This window comes from Alcanivorax jadensis T9 (assembly GCF_000756655.1).
GTDB classification, from domain to species: domain Bacteria; phylum Pseudomonadota; class Gammaproteobacteria; order Pseudomonadales; family Alcanivoracaceae; genus Alcanivorax; species Alcanivorax jadensis.
This window is the reverse complement of record NZ_ARXU01000002.1, coordinates 98,036-121,833: the sequence shown is the minus strand read 5'-3', so window position 1 is coordinate 121,833 and position 23,798 is coordinate 98,036. Positions and strand designations below refer to the sequence as shown.

At 59.1% G+C, this 23,798-nt stretch carries 19 protein-coding genes; 8 read left to right on the top strand and 11 right to left on the bottom strand.

The genetic code is table 11. From position 1 onward, the window contains the following. Positions 1-76: 76 nt before the first annotated feature. The gene (locus T9A_RS03020; protein ID WP_035244974.1) at positions 77-1,303 is read left to right on the top strand and encodes a GGDEF domain-containing protein; all 1,227 of its coding nucleotides are present in this window, start codon (positions 77-79) and stop codon (positions 1,301-1,303) included. Positions 1,304-1,456: 153 nt separating this feature from the next. On the opposite strand, the gene dxs is transcribed toward T9A_RS03020, so the two are convergent. The 8 genes from dxs to T9A_RS02975 form a co-directional block, all read right to left on the bottom strand. Further along, complete coding sequence (dxs, locus tag T9A_RS03015; protein ID WP_035244973.1) at positions 1,457-3,373, bottom strand: 1-deoxy-D-xylulose-5-phosphate synthase; 1,917 nt, start codon at positions 3,371-3,373, stop codon at positions 1,457-1,459. 66 nt (positions 3,374-3,439) lie between these two features. Next, positions 3,440-4,336: a polyprenyl synthetase family protein gene (locus tag T9A_RS03010; protein ID WP_035244972.1), complete on the bottom strand. Its 897-nt coding sequence runs from the start codon at positions 4,334-4,336 to the stop codon at positions 3,440-3,442. Beyond that, entirely contained in the window at positions 4,326-4,568 is a 243-nt protein-coding gene (locus T9A_RS03005) for an exodeoxyribonuclease VII small subunit (protein WP_035244971.1), read from the bottom strand. The genes T9A_RS03010 and T9A_RS03005 overlap by 11 nt, the downstream gene beginning before the upstream one ends. 506 nt (positions 4,569-5,074) lie before the next feature. Further along, positions 5,075-6,142 (bottom strand): porin, encoded by a 1,068-nt coding sequence (locus tag T9A_RS02995; protein WP_035244969.1) that lies wholly within the window; start codon positions 6,140-6,142, stop codon positions 5,075-5,077. Positions 6,143-6,170: 28 nt separating this feature from the next. Next, complete coding sequence (locus tag T9A_RS02990; protein ID WP_035244968.1) at positions 6,171-6,611, bottom strand: universal stress protein; 441 nt, start codon at positions 6,609-6,611, stop codon at positions 6,171-6,173. A gap of 36 nt (positions 6,612-6,647) precedes the next feature. After that, positions 6,648-7,931, bottom strand: a complete 1,284-nt coding sequence (locus tag T9A_RS02985; RefSeq protein WP_035245499.1) for a TRAP transporter large permease — start codon at positions 7,929-7,931, stop codon at positions 6,648-6,650. A 6-nt stretch (positions 7,932-7,937) separates the two neighbouring features. Continuing rightward, on the bottom strand, positions 7,938-8,513 hold the full coding sequence (locus tag T9A_RS02980; protein ID WP_035244967.1) for a TRAP transporter small permease: 576 nt from the start codon (positions 8,511-8,513) through the stop codon (positions 7,938-7,940). A 181-nt stretch (positions 8,514-8,694) separates the two neighbouring features. Continuing rightward, positions 8,695-9,705: a TRAP transporter substrate-binding protein gene (locus tag T9A_RS02975; RefSeq protein ID WP_052042483.1), complete on the bottom strand. Its 1,011-nt coding sequence runs from the start codon at positions 9,703-9,705 to the stop codon at positions 8,695-8,697. A 317-nt stretch (positions 9,706-10,022) separates the two neighbouring features. On the opposite strand from T9A_RS02975, the gene T9A_RS02970 reads away from it, so the two are divergent. Next, a complete protein-coding gene (locus tag T9A_RS02970) occupies positions 10,023-10,985 on the top strand; it encodes a tRNA dihydrouridine synthase (protein WP_198030614.1) in 963 nt (320 codons plus the stop codon). On the opposite strand, the gene T9A_RS02965 is transcribed toward T9A_RS02970, so the two are convergent. After that, complete coding sequence (locus T9A_RS02965; protein WP_052042457.1) at positions 10,933-11,940, bottom strand: MBL fold metallo-hydrolase; 1,008 nt, start codon at positions 11,938-11,940, stop codon at positions 10,933-10,935. The two genes, T9A_RS02970 and T9A_RS02965, sit on opposite strands and share 53 nt — an antisense overlap. Before the next feature lie 293 nt (positions 11,941-12,233). Here T9A_RS02965 and T9A_RS02960 point away from each other — a divergent pair, with 293 nt between their 5' ends. The 6 genes from T9A_RS02960 to T9A_RS02935 all read left to right on the top strand — a co-directional run bounded on the left by T9A_RS02960 (position 12,234) and on the right by T9A_RS02935 (position 20,801). Then, the gene (locus T9A_RS02960) at positions 12,234-12,491 is read left to right on the top strand and encodes a DUF4212 domain-containing protein (protein WP_035244966.1); all 258 of its coding nucleotides are present in this window, start codon (positions 12,234-12,236) and stop codon (positions 12,489-12,491) included. A 13-nt stretch (positions 12,492-12,504) separates the two neighbouring features. After that, complete coding sequence (locus T9A_RS02955; RefSeq protein WP_035244965.1) at positions 12,505-14,301, top strand: sodium:solute symporter family protein; 1,797 nt, start codon at positions 12,505-12,507, stop codon at positions 14,299-14,301. Between the two features lie 193 nt (positions 14,302-14,494). Further along, positions 14,495-16,306, top strand: a complete 1,812-nt coding sequence (locus T9A_RS02950) for a putative nucleotidyltransferase substrate binding domain-containing protein (protein ID WP_035245495.1) — start codon at positions 14,495-14,497, stop codon at positions 16,304-16,306. 30 nt (positions 16,307-16,336) lie between these two features. Beyond that, positions 16,337-16,948 carry a 3'-5' exonuclease gene (locus tag T9A_RS02945; RefSeq protein ID WP_035244964.1) on the top strand — a complete coding sequence of 204 codons (612 nt, stop codon included), beginning with the start codon at positions 16,337-16,339 and terminating at the stop codon, positions 16,946-16,948. 136 nt (positions 16,949-17,084) lie between these two features. Beyond that, the gene (locus tag T9A_RS02940; protein ID WP_035244963.1) at positions 17,085-17,300 is read left to right on the top strand and encodes a hypothetical protein; all 216 of its coding nucleotides are present in this window, start codon (positions 17,085-17,087) and stop codon (positions 17,298-17,300) included. A 33-nt stretch (positions 17,301-17,333) separates the two neighbouring features. Then, positions 17,334-20,801, top strand: coding sequence for a hybrid sensor histidine kinase/response regulator (locus T9A_RS02935; RefSeq protein ID WP_035244962.1), 3,468 nt, complete (start codon positions 17,334-17,336; stop codon positions 20,799-20,801). Between the two features lie 139 nt (positions 20,802-20,940). Here T9A_RS02935 and T9A_RS02930 read toward each other — a convergent pair whose 3' ends face one another. Both T9A_RS02930 and acs read right to left on the bottom strand, forming a co-directional pair. Further along, entirely contained in the window at positions 20,941-21,597 is a 657-nt protein-coding gene (locus tag T9A_RS02930; RefSeq protein WP_035244961.1) for a response regulator, read from the bottom strand. 171 nt (positions 21,598-21,768) lie between these two features. Next, positions 21,769-23,718: an acetate--CoA ligase gene (gene acs, locus T9A_RS02925; protein ID WP_035244960.1), complete on the bottom strand. Its 1,950-nt coding sequence runs from the start codon at positions 23,716-23,718 to the stop codon at positions 21,769-21,771. Positions 23,719-23,798: the final 80 nt, after the last annotated feature.

Sequence of the window (23,798 nt, the reverse complement as noted above, 5' to 3'; positions counted from 1 at the left end):
AAAAGGATGGCGCCACGCCGGGTTAGCCCTTAGCCTGAATGGATAATAACTGATCAACCGCAGGCAGGGATTTGCCATGTCGGATACCGATCCCCGTTCCAGGCGGGTGGTGGTGCCGGGGGTGCGCTGGTTACGCTTTCCCCGGCGCCTGGAAACCGAATACCGTGAATATCAGTGCCGGGAAGCCGTGGAAGGTTTCCGGGTCAATGCCTTCTATATTCTTCTGCTTTATCTCCTCCTGATCACCGGTATCTATGCGTTGGCGCCGGAAGCGGTACGTGGCCGCTGGCTGGCCACCTATATCTGGGTGGGGGTTATCGTGCTGGTGGCCGGCGGCCTGGCCCAGGTGTCCGCCCTGAATCGTTATTTTCCCTGGTACGCGGGGCTGGGTAGCTTTCTGGCGGTGGCGGTGTCCATGGCCATTCCCGGTTTTATCGATGGGTCGGTTTCCGTCCAGTTGGCCCATGTGTCGGTGATCTATGCGTTGGTGATTGTCTACGCCATGGTGGGGCTGCGCTTCCCGGTGGCGGTAGCGGCCTGTTGGGGTGGCGGGTTGCTGGGCTGGTGGCTGTCTGAGCGCTTCGGTCACGGGGTGGACTGGCAGGTGGCTCACCGTACCTATACCGGGGTGAGTCTGCTGGGCATGTTCCTGTGCTATACCTCAGAAGTGCGAGATCGCCAGCTGTTTTTCAACCAGCGGCAATTGCTGCGCCAGCAGCAACGCACCCAGGCTCTGGCGGAACGGCTGCATCGGCTCAGTCGCGAAGACAGTCTTACCGGGCTTGCCAACCGGCGTTCCTTTGATGAGGCCCTGGATCGGGAATGGCGGCGCTGCCAGCGTGAGCAGCAGCCGCTGACTATCATGCTGGTGGATGTGGACTGCTTCAAAGCCTACAACGACCATTACGGACACCTGCAGGGTGACCGCTGTCTGCAGCAGCTATCCAGTGAGTTACGGCGTTACGGGCGGCGGGGCGGCGACGTGGTGGCGCGCTTCGGTGGTGAAGAATTCGTGTTGCTCTATCCCGGCATTGCGGACACCGAGGCACAACAACTGGCTTCCCGGATATGTCGCTCGATACGCGCTCTGGCAATGCCGCATTCCTGCAATCCCGACACCGGCGAAGTCACCGTCAGTGTGGGCGTAGCCGTATTGACCCCCGGCCCGAAACAGACCGCAAGGGCCTTGCTGGATGCGGCGGACCGTGCCCTGTACCAGGCGAAACAAAGTGGCCGGGACACCTGGCGACTGTATGAGCCGCCACCCAGAGTGCGGCTGGTCAAGGATGACAAGGGGTTGTAGGGCTCACGCAGAATGCCTGCTGGGTGGGGCAGGTCCACCCACAAGATCTCAAACCCGATTTTCACCACAGAGGACACAGAGCTTTCAGAGAAAATCCCGAAAAGTTTTTCCTCAGTGAGCCCTGTGTCCTCTGTGGTAAAAACGGTTCGCTGTTCAGCGTGCTTCGCGCAGGCGTTGTTGTTCGCTGAGGCGGGTGCGGATTTGCGCCTCGATACCCTGGGCATCCAGTCCGGCCTCGGCCAGCAGCACATCCCGTTTGCCGTGGTGGATGAAGTGGTCCGGTAGAGCCAGGTTGAGCACATCCACCAGCAGGCCTTCCTCGTGAAGCAGTTCGTTCACCGCCGAGCCGGCGCCGCCCATACGCTGGTGGTCTTCCACGGTCACCAGCAGGGTGTGACTGGCGACAGCCTGGAGGATGGCGTCACGATCCAGCGGCTTCACCCAGCGCATATCCAGCACGGTGGCATTGAGGGCCTTGCCCGCTTCCTGCGCTGCCGGGGTGAGGGCGCCGAAAGCCAGGATCGCCACCTGCTGACCGTCACGGAGAGTACGCGCCTGGCCGATGGGCAGGGCTTCCATGGCCTTTTCAATTGCTACGCCGGGCCCGGTGCCGCGCGGGTAGCGCACCGCCGCCGGACCTTCGTGCTGGTAGGCGCTGTATAGTAACTGCCGACACTCGTTCTCGTCGGAGGGGGCGGCGATGATCATGTTGGGCACGGTGCGCAGGTAAGCCAGATCAAACACGCCGCCATGGGTGGCGCCGTCTTCGCCGACCAGGCCGGCCCGGTCCAGGCCGAAGGTCACATCCAGATCCTGCAGGGCCACGTCATGAATCAGCTGGTCGTAGCCGCGCTGCAGGAAGGTGGAGTAGATCGCCACCACCGGTTTCTGGTTTTCACAGGCCAGGCCACCGGCCAGGGTCACCGCGTGCTGTTCACAGATGGCCACGTCATGGAAGCGATCCGGGAAGCGCTGGCTGAACTCCACCATGCCGGAGCCTTCGCACATGGCCGGGGTAATGCCCACCAGGCGCTTATCCTGCTCGGCCATGTCGCACAGCCACTGGCCAAAGATGTCCTGATACTTGGGTTTCTTAGGCTGGCTGGGGACGGCCACCTGTACCTTGGGTTTGGGCTCGATTTTGTTGATGGCGTGGTAGCCCACCGGGTCCGCTTCGGCGGGGGCGAAGCCTTTGCCCTTGGTGGTGTAGACATGCAGTAACTGCGGGCCTTCCAGGGCACGCATGTTGCCCAGGGTGCGCACCAGTTCGTCCACATTGTGGCCGTCGATGGGGCCGATGTAGTTGAAGCCGATGGCCTCGAACAGCATGTCCGGGCTCACCATGTTCTTCATGCTTTCTTCCGTGCGGCGGATAAAATCCCAGGCCGCCGGCATGGTGGAGAGAACCTTCTTGCCGCCTTCGCGCAGGGCGATATAGCTCTTGCTGGCCCAGATGCGAGCGAAGTAGTTGGACAGGCCCCCCACGTTGTGGGAAATCGACATGTTGTTGTCGTTGAGAATCACCAGCAGGTTGGAGCGGGTGTGGGCGGCGTGGCTCATGGCCTCGAAGGCCTGGCCGGCGGTCATGGCGCCGTCGCCGATGATGGCCACCGCACGCCGGTCACTGCCTGCCATTTCCGCGCCCAGGGCCATGCCCAGGGCCGCGCTGATGGACGTGGACGAGTGGCCCACACCGAAGGTGTCGTACTCGGACTCGCTGCGCTTGGGAAAACCGGACAGGCCATCCTGCTGGCGGATACTGGTGATGCCTTCACGGCGGCCGGTGAGAATCTTGTGCGGGTAGCACTGGTGGCCCACATCCCACACCAGCCGGTCGTCGGGGGTGTTGTACAGATAGTGGAGGGCTACGGTCAGCTCCACCACGCCCAGACCGGCGCCGAAGTGGCCACCGCATTGGCCCACTGCGTAGAGCAGGTATTCACGCAGTTCGTCCACCACCTGTTCCAGCCGGGTGGCTGGCAGCCTTCGTAACTCGGCGGGACTGGTCAGCATGTCCAGCAGCGGAGTGGCCGGGCGAGTCAGCGGGATTTGCGTAAATGTCTTGGGCATAGAGGTATGCAGCCTGAAATGCACGGCGAAATGAGACCCTAGTATACCTTCAGCAGGCGTCAGGCGTCAGTGATCGCGGGAGATGATGTATTGCGCCAATTGTTGCAGTGGTTGGGCGCGTTCTCCGTAGTCCGCCAGGGTCTGTTGGGCCTGTTGGCAGAGCTCCCGGGCCCGCTGTTGGCTCTGCTCCAGGCCTAGCAAGGAAGGGAAGGTGCTTTTCTGCAGTTTCTGGTCGGAGCCGGAGGGTTTGCCCAGCTGTTCGGTGCCGGCGGTGATATCGAGAATATCGTCCTGTATCTGGAAGGCCAGGCCGATGGCATCGCCAAACCGGTTCAGGTCGTTGATCAGCGCAGTGGCATCCACTTCCGCGGCGAAATAGCCCAGTTGCAGGCTGGCAGTGATCAGCCGGCCGGTCTTCAGATAATGCATTTCTTCCAGTGCCGCGACAGTCTGCTGCTGGCCCTGGGCGAGCATGTCCTGCATCTGCCCGGCGGCCATGCCGTCCACGCCGGCGGCCAGGCAAAGGTGCTGGATCATGGCGATGCGGGTTTCTGCGCGGTAATGGCCGCTGTTGGCGAGCAATTCGAAAGCACGGGTATGCAGGGTGTCGCCGGCCAGGATGGCGGTGGCCTCGTCGAAAGCCTTGTGGCAGGTGGGCTGGCCCCGGCGCAGGTCGTCATCATCCATGGCGGGCAGGTCGTCGTGGACCAGCGAATAGGCATGAATCAGTTCCACGGCGGCGGCGGGCACATCGGCTTTGGCCGGTTCGGCCCCGGCCAGCTGGGCGGCACCGTAAACCAGCAGTGGGCGGATACGCTTGCCGCCGCTGAGGGCCGCATAGCGCATGGCCTGGCTCAGTCGTGGTGCGGCACTGGCGGCGGGCACGAAGGTGGCCAGTGCCTGCTCCAGACGGGCCCGGCTGGTCTCGCCGAGCTGGTCCAGGGCGGGGAAGTTACTGGCCATTGTCTTCACCGGCAAAAGGAGCCGGCTCGGCGTCAGTGTTCTGCTCCAGCAGAATACGTACCTTCTGCTCGGCCTGTTGCAGGGCCTGTTGGCACTCCCGGGAAAGGCGAACCCCTTCTTCAAAGGCTTTCAGGGACTCTTCCAGGGTCAGGTCACCAGATTCCATCCGTTCCACCAGGGATTCCAGATTGTCCAGTGAGGTTTCCAGCGCGGGGGCTGCCTGCTTTGCCATGTGTTTCTCCTAGCCTGAGTATGTCACCAAAACGCGCTAAACCATGCACAGGTGTGATGATAGCAGTCGGAAAGGCGATTTGGGCGGTCTGGGCCGGTGTATTTGGCGGGAACAGTAATGCACAGGCGGTGGTGAATCAATTGCTATCTGACCGTCTGTGGGGCCTTGAGGCGCCATTGTTCGATTTTTTTGATGGGTCGCAAGTGGCTGATAATGAAAGGGTAAAAATGGGCTTTTAGAAGCCGGGGAGAATTGATTCCAAATGGTTCTAAACAGGGGGTTCCGGTGCTGGCGGTGGCCTGCTTATAGTGAAAGGCCCACCGGGGGTCGCAGGCAGCTTCTTCCTCTGATCTCCTAAGCTATGGCGTTTAGTCTGCGTCCCCGGCGGGGATCCTATCGACGCGGCAACAACGCGAAAGGCTCAAGGGTTAAATAACGAAACAGGCCGCGCCCTGGCTGGGCGCGGCCTGTTTCGTTTCAAGCTGCACTAAGCCGTACTGTCGCCTTCAGAAATCGTAGCGCAGCCCCACAGTGAAGACCTGTCCGTCACTTTGTACCTGGTAGCCAGCCAGCGGGTTGAAGCTGTCCGAGTTGGGGGTGTAGATGGCGTAGCCCAGCTCCTCATAGAAGTATTCGGCGAAGAACTTGAGCGCCTCGGTATGCTGGTAGTCCACGCCCACATGGGCGGAATCCCCCTGAAAAAAAGCTTCGGCTTCTCCGTCGCTCTCTTCCCCCTGGGCGTACATGGCCTTGAAGGTGTACTTGTTCCAAGTGTAGGAGCCATACAGGTTGTAGGTGACGGGATCCTCATCCACGGTGACGCTGCTGTGGGAAAGCAGTTGTTCCACCTTGGCCGCAAAACGCCAAGGCCCGGTGGTGTAGGTGGCTGAGGCGCCGACCTGATCCGGGCGGTCACCGGAGTCCTGTTCGGTGTCCTGGTAGCCCGCCGCCAGGGTCAGGTTGTCCACTGACCAGGACAAGGCATATTGCATGGTATCCAGATAGCTGGTGCCGGCTTCGTCAGTCATGTCCACCCCGGATACCGTGGCGGTGATCCCGGCCATACTCGGCGAGGTATAGGTCAGGGCGTCGCGGCGGAAGGCGGCCTGGGTGGCATAACCGGAGTAGAACGAACTGAAAAAATCCACCGGGTAGGCCACGTTGTTGTAGTAAGCCAGCCACTGGGTGCCCACCGTCACGCTGCCGAACTGATCATGGGCCGCAGAAATCGTCGCCACCCGGGGCATGCTGTTGTTGTCTTCTTTATAGAGTTCATGAAAGAAGGTCGGGTCCTCGGCGCGCAGTCGGGCAGAGTTGATCGGAAATTCCAGCGTTCCAGCGATATCTACGTTGTCAAAATCGTTATAGCTGGCGTTGACGCCGAGCCGCGAATAGGCGTCGCGCAGGCCGGTGTAGGAGTCGTCCTCTCCGGGTTGAGCTTCATCCACGGAAACCGCTTCCGCCTGGATGCGTAATGAACCGTAGGGGGTCACGGTCAGTTCCGCATTGGCAGGCAGGGCAGCCATGCCGCTGATTAGCGCCGCGCTGAGCGGCAGAGTGTATGGGTATTTCATCCTTGAGCTCCCTTCTTTCGTTTTAAATTCAGACAATCAGTACCGGGCAGTGCGACAGGCTGGCGACCCGCTGGGAGACACTGCCCAGAAAGTAGCCGTCCACATCGCCACTGGTGCCCCGTGAACCCATCACGATCAGGTCCACGTTGTTGTCCTTGGCAAAACGGATAATGGCCCGGGAAGGTCTGCCTCCCTTGACGAAGGCCCGCACCTGTTCGGCGCCGGCGTCGGAGGCCAACTGTTTTGCCTGCTCTGCAACGGAAGAGGCATATTCCTTCAATGCTTCATCCGGTAGCTGCACATCGTTGGGGCGAACCATGGACAGGGACGCCTCGAACAGACTGTGATGTTTGAAAACGCAGAGCAGATACAGCTCGGCATCGTTGTCCTGCTGAAGCTTGGCGGCATGGTCCAGGGCTTTGAGCGAGCCCTGGGAGCCATCCACGGGAACCAGAATCCTTTGGTACATAACTGCCTCCTTGCGGGGAGTTATTCCTCGCTCCAGTTAGTTGAAGACCAGATCTCGCAGGGACAAGGCGATCTGTGGAAACACGATAACCAGCAGCGTGGCTAGCAGAAGCATGATGACGAAAGGTGGGGTGCCTCGTATCACCTCCCAGTACGGGCGTTTAAAAATGGCGATGGCAGTAAAGATGTCACAACCAAAGGGCGGCGTTGCCGAGCCGACCGCCACCATCATGGTAATCAGTATCCCCACATGCACCGGGTCAAGACCGGCAGAGGCCACCGCCGGAGCGAAAATGGGGGTGAGCACCAGGATCACCACGATGGGATCCACAAACATGCAGGCAATAAAGAAGGCTACGGCAATGGCCATCAGTACGCCGAAAGGCCCCGCTTCATTGATACCGATCGCTCCGAGCAAGGTCTGCGGAATCTGGGCAAAGGAGATAATCCAGGAGAAGCCGTTGCCGACTGCCACCAGAATAAATACCACCGCGGTGATCAGGCCGGTGGACTTGGCAATGGCATAGATATCCATGGCCTTGAGTGACCGGAAAATCACGAACTCCAGAATGACCGCATACAGCACACAAGCTGCGGCCGCTTCCGTCGGGCTGAAAATGCCGCCGTAGATGCCGCCGACAATGATGACGGGAAAGCCCAGTGGCCAGAGTGCTTTTCGCACCGAGGAAAAACGCTCATTCCAGCTGGCCTTGGGTTCGGTGGGCACCTTCTGGATATGGGCGTAGGCGACACAGTAGGCGGAAAACATCAGCAGGATAAGTAAGCCGGGGCCGATGCCAGCAATAAACAGTTCGGCAATGGAGGTGCCGGTAATCACCCCGTAAATAATCATGCCGATGCTGGGCGGAATCAGAAAAGCGATATCGCTGGCGTTAATGATCAGCGCCAGAGTAAAGGAATCCTTGTAACCGGATTCCAGCATGCGCGGGCGCAGCGGCGAGCCAACGGCCACCACGGTGGCCTGGGTGGAGCCGGACACCGCCCCGAACAGGGTGCAGGAGGCAGCGGTACTGACCGCCAGGCCACCTTTGATATGGCCGATAAAGGCCATCACCATGTTGACCAGCCGATTGGCAGACTGGCCACGAGTCATGATATCTGCAGCTAGAATAAACATGGGAACCGCTATCAGGGCGGTAGGGCGAATGCCGGCGAGCATTTGCTGAATAAAGAAGTCCATGCGGTCGAAACCGTCGAACATCATCACGAAGCCGACCACGGCGCCGACAATCAGCGGTACCATCATCGGAAACCCGAACAGCAAAAGCACCAACATGACGAGAAACATGATCCAGGCCATCATCCGTCAGATCTCCGTTTCCTGTTCGTCGTAACCATCGAGCACAGTGGTGGACAGATACACGTCCCGGGAGAAAATATTCTTTATCCCGGCCATGAAGTACTGAATGCCTGTGACGGTGAGCCCCACCGGCACCCATAGATAAATCAGATAAATCGGGAAGCCCAGAGTGGGCAGTACCCGGCCGCTGCTGTACACCGAGTAGATATAGCTGATCGAATACCAGCAAAGGAAAAACATGATCACGGAGGTGACGAAACTGATCAGAATCATCATCCACCTTCGGACCGAAGTCGGGAACACATCATAGATGGCGGACATGCGTATATGTCGGCCATGTCGGGCGGCATAGCCCAGCCCGGCAAAGGTGATCATGACGATCAGGATGCGGTTGAGTTCTTCGGAGAAGTGCAGACTTTCGCCAAGAATGAAACGGCCTACCACGTTTGCCACCGTGTTGATGGCCATGAGTAGGACGCCGGTAGCGAGAATAACGGCTTCGACTTTGGCGATGCCGTTGTCGAGGGTGCCGAGAAAGCCTGGCAGGGTGGACTTCTGCGGTGATGGCGCCCCATCGTTCATGATAGCGTCCTTCTGCGATTGCCGGTTGAGCGGATCATCCTGATCCGCGCCCCCGGCTTGTGGTGATTCTGGTGTTGCCGGGGAACCCCGTGGAATCCTGTGCTGCTATTCAGGGTTCCGGAATTGATTAGTCGCCGGGAACCGACCGCAGAGCTGTTCGGCCCCGGCGTGGTATTGCCTGTTATTCGTTTTCGATGGCTTCAAGGTCAGCCTTGAACTGCTCAAGCAGTTCGGCGCCGCTTTCGCCGGTCATTTCCACGAAACGGTTTTCCACCTGCGGAGCCCGCTCCCGGAATGCCTGACGCTGTTCTTTGGTCAGGCGGGTCACGGTCACCTCGTCACTGTCCTCAAGAATCTTGTCGAGCATTTTTTCACCAAGACCGGGCACGTAGCCTGCAATATGTTCAAAGGCGTGATCAGTGGCATTGCGAACCAGTTCTTTATCTTCTTCAGACAAGCCGTTGAAGAATTCCTGGTTGGCCATCATGGCCGTGGTGAACTGGTTATGGCCGGTGAAAATCAGGTTTGGCGATACTTCGTAGAGTCCGCCGGACTGGATCCAGAAAATGGGATTTTCCTGCCCCTGAATGATATTGGTCTGCAGGGCACCGTACACTTCGCCCCAGGGCAGGGGAGTCGGGGTGGCACCGAATGCCTGGTAGGTTTCGGAAAGCAGCGGATTGGTCATGGTGCGAATATTTTTGCCCTGGAAACCTTCCGGTGACGTCACCGGTTCATCGGCGGTTATCACCACTTCCCCTTCCGGGTACATGGTCAGCAGTTCCAGGCCCTGTTCAGCGTAGAGCTTGGGGAACATCTCGTTGATGGCTTTGCTTTCCTCAAAGAAGGTAACCACTTTTTCGGATTCCACCGGCAGCAGGTAAGGAATGAAGAAAATCTGTGCCTCGGGGATCAGGGAACCGGTAAAGCCCGGTGACTGGTTGACGAACTGCAGCACGCCGGCCTGGGTCAGTTCCATGATGTCATCGGATTCACCCAGCTCACCAAAGCGGTGAATCTGTAACGTGTGTGCCGAGTTGTCTTCGATGTATTCCTTGAATTTGTGTGCGAAAACATCCTGCACATCACCTTCGTATTCTTCGTGGGCATAGCGCCAGTTCTGTCCCTGTGCTTCGGCGCTGGCGGCGGGCTCTTCAGCGTTATCGCTACATGCTGCCAGTGACGCCATCATCACTGTGGCCGCGGCGGCGCCTGCTAGTGATCGAATGGTCATTGTGTACCCTCATGTCTGGTTGACGGTGAAACAATGCCCGCAAAATCTTCCATTTTTCACGAACATTGAGGTTCACCTTGGCAAAGGAAAACCGGAAGTGCAAGAAACCGGGTCCCGTTTGTGTCAGGAATATCACCTGTTTTGTGGACCGGTGCGGAGTGTGCCGAAGTGCGTCTTTTTGCGGTTTCTGGTGTAGTCGGGCTGTCGAGGAGTGCTGATGCGCTGCGGGTTTCTACGGTAAAACACCAGGGGAGCTGGTGACGCTTTCTGTTAGAATCCGCGCCATGAAACTGATCCTTGCCCCCATGGAGGGCCTGGCGGACTTCTGGGTTCGCCAGGCCCTCACCGACGTGGGCCGTTATGACTGGTGTGTCAGCGAGTTTGTCCGTGTCAGCGGCCAGCTGTTGCCGCCCCGTGTCTTCTATCGCTGGTGTCCGGAGCTGAAACAGGGCTCCCGTACCCGGGCGGGAATTCCTGTGCACGTTCAATTGTTGGGCTCGGACCCTGCCTGCATGGCGGAGAATGCGGCCCGGGCGGTGGAACTGGGCGCGCCGGCCATCGATCTGAATTTCGGTTGCCCGGCAAAAACCGTCAATCGCCATCGTGGCGGGGCTGTGCTGCTTGATGAGCCGGACGTGGTGCATGCGGTCACGGCGGCAGTGCGCCGCGCGGTGCCGTCATCCATTACCGTGTCGGTGAAGATGCGGCTGGGTAATGAAGAGGATGCGCTGGCGGTGGATAATGCCCGGGCGGTGGAAGCGGCGGGGGCTGCCTGGCTGACGGTTCATGGTCGCACCAAGCGGCAGGGTTACCGGCCGCCGGCCTACTGGGACCGCATCAGCCATATCCGTGAGGCCATATCGCTGCCGGTGATTGCCAACGGGGAAATCTGGACCCCGGAAGACGCCCGCCGTTGCCAGCATGAAAGTGGATGCCAGGATTTGATGCTGGGTCGCGGTGCGGTGGCTGATCCCTGGTTGGTCAATGCGCTACGTGATGAAGGTCGCGCCACTCGCTGGGAGGATATCCCGCCAGTGCTGAGCCGGTTTCTGGCCGATGTGATCGGCACCGGCACCGATGCCCAGGTAGCGGGGCGGGTCAAGCAGTGGCTCAGCTATCTGCGTCGTCAATGGCCCCAGGCCGGTGTGCTGTTGGAGCAGATCAAGCGTGAATCTGATCCTCAGGCTATGGCGCCGTTTCTGGCGGCGCCGATGTCGGGCCAGGCGGCGTCAGAGTAAAGCGCTGGAACGGCGGCAACACAAAAAAATCACCGTCGTGACGGTCGGCCATGGCCCGGAATGAGGCATCCAGATTGTCCAGTGCCCATGGCAATGGCGCCACGTCGTCACGAAGTTCTGCGAAAAAATCATCCCAATGCACCGGTATCACCGTGTGCGCCCCCACCGCCTGGGCGGTTTCCTCCATGAAGGCTTGCTGATAGGCCTCGCTTTGCTTGCCAAGGCTGGCGCTGGCCAGCAATGCATAATCGGCCTGGTAACGGTCCAGTTCGCCGGGCTGCATGCCGGCGCTACCCTGAATAAGCAGGCTGCCGGCCGGGTGGCTGATCACCAGCCCGTAGCTAGTGCCTTCTTCCCAGGCGCCCAGTGGCGCTGGTGGCGTTACCGGTTCGGTAATTTCCCCCTTGCCGGTCCAGTTTTCGATGGCTGCCGGTAAGGGCACGTGGCCGGCGGGTACAAAGTAGAGCGTGAAATCGCCGAACCGGTAGGGGTGGTGAGTCTGTACCGTGGTGATGCGTGCTTCCGGCAAGCCGCCACCGCGGCCCACCATGGCAGTGGACGCGGACCCTAGCAGCTGAGCGCCAGTACGCTGCGCCACCATGGGCGAATCCATGGCATGGTCGAAATGGGAATGCAGTACCGGGATGGCATCCAGCTCGCTGATGTTGGCCTGTTTCAGGGCATTATCGATACGCTGCTGATTGGGCTCGATCGTACCAAAAAGCTGGGGGATGCTGACCCGGGAAAAGTAGCCGTCGGTGAGCAAGTGGGTGGTGCCGTCGCTGACCAGCACGGTGCTGGTGCCAAGAAAGGTAAGGGTAACCTCGCCGGGTTGGGCCTGAGGCTGAGCCTGGGCAACGGGCCAGTGATCCCGTGAGGGGGATAACTGGAATGACACAGTGATAGCAACAGCCGCTACCAAAAGGGCGCCGATCATCCATCGCGCAATTTTCATGGGACATCCAATGTTGTTCTGTGGGCAGGCCGTTCCGGGCCTGGGGACGCATTTTAACGGAAAACCTGCATTCTGACAGGGAATCTACTGCAATAGACTGTGCTCTTTCGCAAAGTCGACACGATGCTGGCGGGTTTTCTGTCAGTCATATCGTTGCCCATCCCGTCCGCCCTCTCTGCCGGGGCTTCGACTAAAGTCATACTGTGCCGCCGGTGCCCTTTGGCTAGTCTTGATAGCGAGCCTATCCCGATTTGTGGATAGCCCGTTACAACGAGGACGCAGAGGGACGAGTAATGAAAGAAGAAAATGCCCGCGCCTATTGGGCTGCCAACCTGCGATTGATTCTGACCTACCTGGCTATCTGGTTCGCGGTTTCCTATGGCTGCGGAATCCTGCTGGTGGATGAACTCAATCATATTCAGTTTTTCGGATTCAAACTGGGTTTCTGGTTTGCGCAGCAAGGGGCCATCTATGTGTTCCTGGTGCTGATCATCATGTATGCGCGATCCATGAACAAGCTGGATCGTAAATTCGACGTCCACGAAGACTGAGAGGGGTAAGATTATGGATGTTCAAACACTCACCTATCTCTTTGTGGGCGGTTCCTTTGCGCTCTACATCGGGATTGCGATCTGGTCACGAGCCGGGTCGACCAAAGACTTTTACGTGGCTGGTGGCGGTGTGTCTCCCATCGCCAACGGCGCGGCGACGGCGGCGGACTGGATGTCCGCAGCCTCTTTTATTTCCATGGCGGGGATTATTGCCTACTCCGGTTACGATGCCTCGGTTTACCTGATGGGGTGGACGGGGGGCTATGTGTTGCTGGCGATGTTGCTGGCACCCTATCTTCGCAAGTTTGGCAAGTTTACGGTGCCCGATTTTATCGGTGACCGTTACTACTCGAACGTAGCGAGGACCGTGGCCGTGATCTGCGTGATCTTTGTGTCCTTTACCTACGTGGCCGGGCAGATGCGTGGCACCGGTATTGTGTTTGCCCGTTTCCTGGAAGTGAATGTGAATACCGGTGTGGTTATCGGTATGGGCATCGTGTTCTTCTATGCGGTACTTGGCGGCATGAAAGGGATTACCTATACCCAGGTGGCTCAGTATTGCGTGCTTATCTTTGCCTTCCTGGTGCCGGCAGTCTTCCTGTCCATCATGATGACCGGTCATGTGCTGCCGCAAACCGGTTTCGGTGCCACCGTGCTGGATGCGGCAGGTAATGATTCCGGGGTCTATCTGCTCAATAAACTGGATCAGGTGGTGACGGACCTGGGCTTTACTGAATATACCGATGGCTCAAAATCCACCATTGATGTGTTCTTTATCGCCGCTGCGCTGATGTGTGGTACTGCCGGTCTACCCCACGTGATCGTTCGTTTCTTCACCGTGCCGCGCGTGAAGGATGCTCGCATCAGTGCTGGCTGGGCGCTGTTCTTTATTGCCCTGCTGTACACCTCCGCTCCTGCGGTGGGTGCCTTTGCCCGACTCAACCTGATCGATACGGTTCACCAGACCCAGTATGAAAAACTGCCTGACTGGTTCTATAACTGGGAAAACTCCGGTCTGATCGGTTGGGTGGACAAGAATGGTGACGGTGCGGTGCAAATGAGTGCCGGCGCTCCCTTCGAAGGCAAGCCTACCTTTGCGGGCACCCGTGCCGAAGTCCAGGGCAGCTATGGCGAGCGGGTTCTGACCAATACGCCCACCGACAACGATGCCGAGGTATATATCGACCGTGACATCATCGTGCTGGCCAACCCGGAAATCGGCAATCTGCCGGCCTGGGTGATCGCGCTGGTCGCGGCCGGTGGGGTAGCGGCAGCATTGTCCACGGCGGCAGGGCTGTTGCTGGTGATTTCCAGTGCCATTTCCCACGACTTGTTGAAGAAGACCCTGAAGCCGGATATCACCGAGAAGCAGGAATTGCTGGCGGCTCGGGGGGCGGCAGTGGTGGCGATCTGTATCGCTGGCTACTTCGGTATCAACCCGCCTGGCTTTGTGGCGCAGGTGGTGGCGTTCGCCTTCGGTCTGGCAGCGGCGAGCTTCTTCCCGGTCATCCTCATGGGCATCTTCTACAAGCGCATGAACAAGGAAGGGGCCATCGCTGGCATGCTCACCGGGTTGGCCTTTACCTTCTGCTACATCGTCTTCTTCAAGTTCGTGTCTCCGGAGCTGAACAGCGCCGAGCACTGGCTGCTGGGCGTGTCTCCTGAAGGTATCGGTACCGTTGGCATGCTGCTCAACTTCGCCGTGGCCTTCACCGTATCCCGGTTTACCGCCCCGCCACCGGATCATATCCAGCATATCGTGGAAGATATCCGTGTTCCGCGAGGTGCCGGGGAAGCTGTGGCGCACTAAAGGTAGGAGATGAGCGAAGCCGGTGTGGAAGCAGTCAGTCCGCACCGGTTTTGCGCTTTCCGGAATAAGGGAGGAGAGTTAAAAGTTGAAAGTTCAAAGTTGAAACGAGGGCTAGGCAGACGCCTGCCAGTTGCTTTGCTTCTCGCGCTTTTAGGCGTTGAACTTTCCACTTTTAATTGATCGGTCCGTGGCCATGATTGAAAAGGAACTCGACCAGTATCCGTTCAGCCTGCTGGGAACAGCGGGTCGGCATCGTCTGAATCAGGGCACTGATCTGGCCTATTACGAGCCCGGCGATATTATTCTGGAGGCGGCCAGCCCCAGTGATTACGTCTACGTGGTTCACAAGGGCAGCGTGGCGGAGCTGGACGTGAATGCCCCGGATGGGCGCAGCCAGGTGGGAGTGTATGCCGCCGGGGATCTTTTCGGGGCCATCAGTGTACTCAACGGCAAAAGCCGTTACCGCTTCCGTGCCGAGCAACAGACCCTGTGCCACCTGATTCCCGCCGCCCTGTTTCTGGAGCTGTGCGACAGTGAGCCGGAATTTGGACGGTTCTTTCGCCAGACGCTGGCGGAAAAAAGCCAGCGTCTGGCAGAGCGGCGGGAGGGGGGCGTCACCCTGGCCGGATTCATGCTGGCACGGGTGGATCAGTGCATGCGCGAGCCCCTTGTCATGGCCCCCAAGGCGACCCTGCGCGATGCAGTGACGGCGCTCAAACAGCACGGTGTGGACAGCGTGCTGATTCACAGTGATGAGGGCTTTGCCATTGTCACCAAGACCGATCTGCTGACAGCCCTGGTAGTCAATGAACAAACTGCCGACACGCCGCTGGAAGCGGCGGCAGAGCGGCAGCTGGTGACCACCCGCCCGGACGACTATCTGTTTACCGCGCTGACCCGCATGACTCGCCACAAGGTGGCCCGGGTAGTGGTGATGGCCGGCGAGCAGGCGGTGGGTGTGGTGGAACTCACCGATGTACTCAGCTTCTTTTCCAGCCGTTCCTATGTGGTGGGTCTGGAAATCGAGAAGGCAGAATCCCTGGATGAGTTACGGCAGGCCAGCGAGCGTCTGCCGGAACTGGTGGAAGCCTTGATGGCCCAGGGCGTAAAGATGCGCTTCGCCATGGATCTGCTGGCCGCACTGAATGGGCGCATCATGGCCAAGACCTTCGGCATGGTTATGCCTGAGGAACAACAGCAGGCCTGTTTGATCATCATGGGCAGTGAGGGGCGCGGGGAGCAGATACTGAAAACCGATCAGGATAATGGCCTGATCCTGGCGGATGGTCAGCACTGGCCCTCCTGTGAAATCGACGCCCGTCGTTTTACCGAAACACTACTGATCCTGGGCTACCCGCCTTGCCCCGGCAAGTTCATGGTGTCCAACCCGGAATGGGTGGGCAGTCTGAGCCAGTGGCAGCAACGCATTCATGACTGGGCGGGGGATGTCGGTGGAGAAGGGTTGATACGCATCACAACGCTGATGGATGCCCATTGTGTGGCAGGAGACAACCGGTTGCTGGAAACCGTTCGTTCGGCCTTGTTTGATCGCTGCAGTAATGACGATTTGTTCATGGCGCATTTTGCCCGTCCTGTTCTTCAGTTTGCCACGCCACTGAACCTGTTCGGCTCCTTGAAAAAACCGCAGCATGGTATCGATATCAAGAAGGGTGCCTTGTTTCCTGTGGTTCATGGCGTGCGCGCTCTGGCGTTGCAGCAACGTATTCGTGAAACCTCAACACTGTCACGGCTGGAAAAGCTGGTGGCAGCGAAGGTGCTGGAGCCAGGCATTGCGGAAGACCTGGGCGAAGCCATGGAGCTGTTCAGTGAGCTGCGTCTGAATCATCAACTGGAGCACCTTCATGGCGATGCCATGAATATTCCCGACAACCATATTGTGGTGCAACGGCTGTCATCCCTGGAGCGGGATCTGCTCCGTGATGCCCTGCATCTGGTCAGTGAGTTCAAGCAGCGCCTGTCCCGTCGTTTCCATCTGGAATACTGAGGGCGGCCCATGGGTGCGAGGATACAAGCCATGCTGAGACAACTGCGACGTTTTAGTGATAGACACCGCCACGCTCATGGGCCTTTCGCACATCTGTTCATGCCCTATGAAGGCAGCGATGTGATCGCCATCGATTGTGAAACCACGGGTCTGGATAGCCGCCATGCTGAACTGGTATCCATTGCTGCGGTGCCTGTGAAGCAGGGGCGGGTGCTGACCAGCCAGGCGCTGGATATCAAACTGGAAGCCCCGGATAGCCTGGAAGGCAGTTCCATTCGTATTCACCGTTTGCGGCCGGTGGACCTGGATGAGGGGGAGTCCGTAGTCGCTACACTGGAGCAGCTGCTGGAATTTATCGGCAATCGTCCCCTGGTGGGCTGGTGCGTGGATTTCGATGTGGCCATGGTCAACCGCTATCTGCGCCCGCTGATGGGGTTTGATCTGCCCAACACTACTATCGAGCTGTCGTCCCTGTACCAGAAAAAAATGCGCCACTGGAAGCCGGAGCTGGAACCGGATCTGCACTTTGATGCCATGGCCGCCGCCCTGCAGGTTCCTGTCATGGAGCGGCATACCGCCCGTGGCGATGCAGTGACCGCGGCACTGATGTATCTGCAGCTGCAGAAGTCGACGATGAATTAGGTGATGGATCACGCCGTGGTCAGGACGTCTTGACCGTTGGGGCTCTGCTTGCAAAGCGAATAACTCCGACCGGTCATAAGTGCTTGGCCTTTCGCCTTGCAAGCAAGGCTCCAACACACCGATGGTGGAGAGGAAAATGCTCTACGCAGAAAAAATGGCTTTGATCGCCGGTCTCTGTATCGTGCTGTATGCCTACCTGCGTTACTGGCAACGGACCCGGGACACCCGTGGCCTGCTGATGTTCTGGCGACGGGAAATGACACTCACTGTGAGTGAATTCAAATGGCAGCGGGCAGGCGTCGCCCTATTGCTGGTAGCGGTGGCGCTACGTTTCGTTCAGGCGTTGCTATAAGCTGAAATCTGTATCCGTTAACCGGGAGCGGCGGTGTTTTCATTGTGGCAGCTGAGTGGCCTGGCACTGGGGTATGTGCTGGTGCTGTTCGTGATCGCCTGGTGGGGCGACCGGGCGGCACGCAAGGGTCGCAAAACCTTTCAGAATGCCTGGGTCTACAGCCTGGGTCTGGGTGTCTATTGCACTTCCTGGACGTTCTACGGGGCGGTGGGGGAAGCCGCACAGAACGGCTGGAACTACCTGCCCATCTACCTCGGCCCGATTCTCACGGTACTGCTGGGCGGTGCCCTGATCTACAAGATGGTGACGGTGGCCCAGCAGCATCATATTACCTCCATCGCCGATTTCCTTGCTGCCCGTTACGGCAAGTCCCGCCGGCTGGCGGTCCTGGTCACCCTGGTGGCGATCATCGGTGTGCTCCCCTATATCGCCCTGCAGCTGAAAGCCGTCACCCTGTCGTTTGATTATGTGCTCAAGGATTCCGCCCAGTACGGGGTGGATACCGCCCTGGTGGTGGCGGCACTGATGGCGGTCTTTACCCTGCTGTTCGGTACCCGCCATATCGATACCACCGAACACCAGTCCGGCCTGATGCTGGCGGTAAGCTTCGAGTCCTTTATCAAGGTAGTGGCCTTTGTGTTGCTGGGGCTTTACTGCCTGTATGCCATTTTCGATGGCCCCATGGATATGTGGCAGCAACTGGAGTTGCAAGGTGACGTGCTGCAGATTTTCGAGCCCACCCTGTTCTCGCAGAGTTTTGTCACCGCCCTGTTGCTGTCCATGGTCGCGATCCTCTGTTTGCCTCGTCAGTTCCATGCGGGGGTAGTGGAGAACAATGACCTGCGACACCTGCGCACCACCCGTTGGCTGTTTCCGCTGTATCTATTGATGTTTGCCATCTTTGTGCTGCCCATCGTGGTGGCCGGGGTCATCACCCAGCCTTATCTGATTGGTCAGGCAGACACCTATATGCTGTCGTTGCCCATAGCCCAGGACAATTCCGCCATGCTGATGGTGTCCTTTATTGGCGGCATCGCGGCGGCAACCGGCATGGTGATTGTGTCCACCATCTCGCTGGCCATCATGCTCACCAACGAGGTGCTGTTGCCCTTGTGGTTGCAGTCCCGGCTCCATGAAAAGGATCAACTGGCCGGCTTGAGCCGGCAGCTGCGATTCCTGCGCCGGGCCAGCATTCTGGTATTGCTGGGCTTGGCCTTTGCCTTCCATACCCTGATTGACCGTTTTGATGGGCTGGCCAGTATTGGCCTGCTGTCCTTTGCGGCGGTGGCCCAGTTTGCCCCGGCGCTGGTAGGGGCGCTGTATTGGCGCACCGGTCACAAGCAGGGCGCTTTTGCCGGGTTGGGTGTCGGCTTTCTGCTGTGGTTTTACTGTTTGCTGGTGCCGGTGATATTGCCCATGGAATGGGTGCAGGTGCTAAACGAACGGGGCCTGCTCGGACTGGGCTTGTTGCGGCCCCATGCCCTGTTTGGCATCGAGGGGCTGGAGCCGCTCACCCATGGCGTGTTCTGGTCTCTATTGGGGAACCTGGCAGCGTTTATCTATTTTTCCCGACGTGCGACCCACGATGCCCTCGACGAGGCTCAGGCGGCCCGGTTTGTGGACATGCCCATGGACTGGTGGCGCGAAGGGATTGGCCACCCGTCCATTACTACCGCAGAGCTGCTGGAAGTGTGCAAACGCGGGCTTGGCCATCCCCGAGCCGAGCCGCTGTTCTTCGATTACATGCGTCGGCGCAGTGTGTCCGAGGAGCTGGCATTACCGGCGCCTTTGCATCTGGTGCGCTACGTGGAGCGGTTGCTGGCGGGCACCATGGGGGCGTCTACCGCACGGATCGTGATGAGCACCCTGCTGCGCAAGCAGAACAGCCGTCATGACGATGTGGTGCGGATGATGGATGAGGCCTCCGAGCTCATCCAGTTCAATCACCAGTTGCTGCGCACCACCATCGAAACCATCAGCCAGGGTATCTGTGTGGTGGACCGAGAGATGCAGGTGGTGGCCTGGAATCAGGCCTACGTGAAGCTGTTCGATTATCCGGAGGGGCTGATCCGGCTGGGGCGGTCCATTGAGGATGTGTATCGCTATAACGCGGAGCGCGGCTACTACGAGGGTGACAACCTGGAAGAGGATGTGAGCAAGCGGGTGCAGTTGCTGCGCGAAGGTCACTCCCACCAGTTCGAGCGGGAGCTGCCCAACGGCATCGTCGTGGAAGTGCGCGGCACGCCGATGATCGGGGGTGGCTTTGTCAGTACCTACATGGATATCACCGAACGAAAACGCGACGAACAGGCCCTGCGTCAGATCAACGAAAACCTGGAAAACATGGTCTCCGAGCGCACCCGCAAGCTTACCGAGGTCAATGAAAAACTGGCCCGCGCCAACGATGGCAAGACCCGTTTCCTGGCTGCCGCCGGGCATGACCTGATGCAGCCACTCAATGCGGCCCAGCTGTTTACTTCGTCACTGCGCCAGCAGTTGATCAAGCGTGATGGTGGTGGCTTTGCCCATGAGGTGGCTGTGCTCGGGCATGTGGATACCTCCTTGCAGGCCGCCGAGCAGATCATTAGCGCGCTGATGGAAATCAGCAAACTGGATACCGGCACCATGCCCGCCCACGTGCACCCGCTGCGCCTGGGTAGTCTGATGGAACCGTTAAGCCAGGAGTTTTCTGCGCTGGCCGCCGCCAATGACCTCAGTCTGCGGGCTGTCATTTGTAACGCCGTGGTGGAAACGGATGAAGGCCTGTTGCGCCGTGTGTTGCAGAATCTGCTCTCCAATGCCATTCGCTATACCGAGCAGGGGCGTATCCTGTTTGGCTGTCGTCGCCAGCACAATGCCATCCGCATTGACGTGTGGGATACAGGCCCGGGGATTCCCGATGATCAGCACGAGGCGATCTTCCGGGAATTCCAGCGCCTGCCGCAACAAAGCCGTAAATCGATAAAGGGCCTGGGGCTGGGCCTGGCCATTGCCGATCGCATCTGTCGTCTTCTGGGACATCGTTTAACGGTTCGCTCCTGGCCGGGCAAGGGCACCGTATTCAGTGTCACCGTGCCGTTGGCCAAGGGTGAGGTGCCGCCGGTGCTGCAGGAAACAGAAACCGTCAGCCAGGGCATTCAAGGCATGCGGGTTTTCTGCGTGGATAACGATCCGGCGTTGCTCGCCAGCCTGGTGGCTGCCCTGGAGATGCTCGACTGTGAGGTGATCGCCGCCAGCGGCCTTGATGACGCCCTGAAAAAAGCCGCCACCTGCCCGGTCCCGGATATGCTGTTGGTGGATTATCAGCTGGATAATGAAGACGGCTTTACTGTTATCGACGGCCTGGACAGCGGCTGGGAAGACGTGGTCCCCGCCATCCTGATGACCGCCGACCGCAACCCGGCCGTACGCGAACGAGCGGAAGAAAAGGGGATAGGTTTTTTGCAGAAGCCGTTGACGGAGGGGATGTTGCGGCGAACGTTAGAAGCAGTGAATAGTTAACAGTGAACAGTGAACAGTTAACAGCTCGCGGTTTGGTGTTTATTTTTCTTCAAGGCATGAGGCCGCGACCAAACCATGGTCGCGGCCTCATGCGTATTAGAAACACATGCGCTCGGCGCGCACTATTAACTGTTCACTGTTAACTCCCTTCCATCCCTTGCGGTTCAATCGCCAAATCCTTCAAGGCCAATACAGCCTGGGTGCGGTTGCGTACGCCCAGTTTTCGGAAGATAGCGGTCATGTGGGCCTTGATGGTGGCTTCCGAGACATCCAGCTCGTAGGCGATGACCTTGTTCTGCATACCTTCCATCAACATTCCCATCACCCGGAATTGCTGGGGGGTGAGGCTGGCGATGCGTTCGCTCATGGCGGAATGGTCGGGCAGGGTGGGGGGCATGGCCCGGCGGGCATGTTCGGGGAGCCAGCGCTCACCCTCCATGATCTTGCGCATGGCATCGGTCATGGTATCGATGGAGGCCGACTTGGGAATAAACCCATCGGCACCAAAGTGAATGGCGCGTTGAATCACGTCGACACTTTCGGTGGCGGAAATGACCACCAGGGGCACCTTGCGATACTGCTCGCGCAGATAGACCAGGCCGGAAAAGCCATGGGTACCCGGCATGTGCAGGTCGAGCAGAATCACATCAAAGGGAATGGCCTGTTGGCCCAGGGTTTCCAGGGTGGCCAGGGAGTCCGCTTCGTGGATGGTGGCATCGACAAAGCTGGCCTCCACCGCCTGTTTCAGGGCAGCGCGGAAAAGGGGATGGTCATCGGCTATCAGTATTGTTGTCATGACCTCGATTTAATCATGAAAGAAAAAAAGATGCTGCCCTGGCGGGCAGCATTGAAGGTGGAAAAACAATAAAACAACAGACTCCCTTCAGCGTAAATTCTCTGGCTCTTGATGCATGGAGCCCTGAGAGTCGGGTTGTGCACGCTCAGGGCTCCCTGTGCTGACATGAAATTACCGGTTCACCCGGGTCTCCACCAGGCTGGCCACCACGGCCGGGTCTGCCAGGGTGGAAATATCTCCCAGGCTGTCGTGCTCGTTGGCGGCAACCTTCCTGAGGATGCGGCGCATGATTTTGCCGGAGCGGGTTTTCGGTAGCCCGGCAGTGAAATGGATCAGATCCGGTGTGGCGATGGGGCCGATCTCCCGGCGTACCCACTGGCGCAGTTCCTGGAGAAGGGCATCGCTGGCGGCTTCGCCGTCATTGAGGGTCACATAGACATAGATGCCCTGGCCCTTGATGTCGTGGGGGTAGCCGACCACGGCGGCTTCGCACACCTGCGGGTGGGCGACCAAGGCGCTTTCCACTTCGGCGGTACCCATGCGGTGGCCGGACACGTTGAGCACATCATCGACTCGCCCGGTGATCCAGTAGTAACCGTCTTCGTCGCGACGGGCGCCGTCGCCGGTGGTGTAGTAGCCGGGAAAGCTGCTGAAGTAGGTCTGCACAAAGCGCTCATGGTCGCCCCACAGGGTGCGGGCCTGGCCCGGCCAGCTGTCGGTGATCACCAGATTGCCCTCGGCGGGGCCGTCCAGCAGGTTGCCATCGTTGTCCACCAGGGCCGGTTGTACGCCGAAGAAGGGCAGGGTGGCAGCACCGGGTTTGGCTTCAATAGCTGCCGGTAGCGGACAGATCATGATGCCGCCGGTCTCTGTCTGCCACCAGGTATCCACCACGGCCGCCTGGCCGTTACCGACCACATCATGGAACCACTGCCAGGCCGCCGGATTGATCGGCTCGCCGGCGGTGGCGAGCACACGCAGTTTGTCACGGCGACTGCTCTGGCAGCAGTGATCGCCGCCGGCCATCAGGGCTCGGATCGCGGTGGGGGCGGTATAGAGAATTTCCACCTCGTAGCGGTCGATGATATCGCCCACCCGCTGATCGTTAGGGTAGTTGGGCACCCCTTCAAACATGACGCAGGTGGCACCGTTGGCCAGAGGACCGTAGACCAGATAGGTGTGCCCGGTGATCCAGCCCACATCGGCCGTGCACCAGTACACCTGGCCGGGCTGGTAATCGAATGCCAGCTGATGAGTCAATGAGGCGTAGACCATGTAGCCGCCGGTGGTATGCAGTACGCCTTTGGGTTTGCCGGTGGAGCCGGAGGTATACAGGATGAACAGCGGGTCTTCCGCGTTCATGGCTTCCGCCGGGCAGTGGCTGTCGCTCTGCGCCTGTTCCTCTGTGTAGTCCAGATCGCGACCGGGCTGCCAGTGGATGTCATTGCCCACGTGGCGAACGACCAGCACTTTTTCCACCACATCGGTGCCGTCCTGGAGCAGGGCCTCATCCACATTGCCCTTGAGTGGAACCGGCTTGCCGCCGCGGCGACCGGCATCGGCGGTGATCACCATTTTGGCGCCGCAGTCGGCAATACGACCGGCCAGCGCATCCGGGGAAAAGCCGGCAAACACCACGGAATGGATGGCGCCAATGCGGGCGCAGGCCAGCATGGCGAAAACGGCTTCCGGGATCATCGGCATATAGATCATCACCCGGTCGCCCTTGCTGACACCTTGTCGCTTGAGCGTATTGGCGAGCTGGCAGACATGCAGGTGCAGAGCCTGGTAGGTGATCTCTCGGCTCGGTTGGCCGGGTTCATCCGCTTCCCAGTACAGGGCGACCGCATCGCCATTGCCGGCCAGGTGACGGTCGATGCAATTGCTGCTGGCGTTCAGCTCGCCGTCATAAAACCAGCGAATATGGACATCATCCGGGTGGAAGCGGGTATCGCGAATTTGCTGCGGCTCGCGTAGCCAGTCGATTCGCTGAGCCTGGCTGCGCCAGAAACCGACACTGTCCTGCAGACTTTGCTGATAGAGAGACTGGTAGTCGTTGGCGTCTATCCAGCAATGGGATTTCAGTGCGGCTTTTACCGGCACGCGTTTACCCGTTTCCATGGGGCTTCCTCACTGATGTGATGCAGTTGTTATAGGAGTATTGCCAGTGTGCGAAAGCACGACGGGGGTCTGAATTAGAC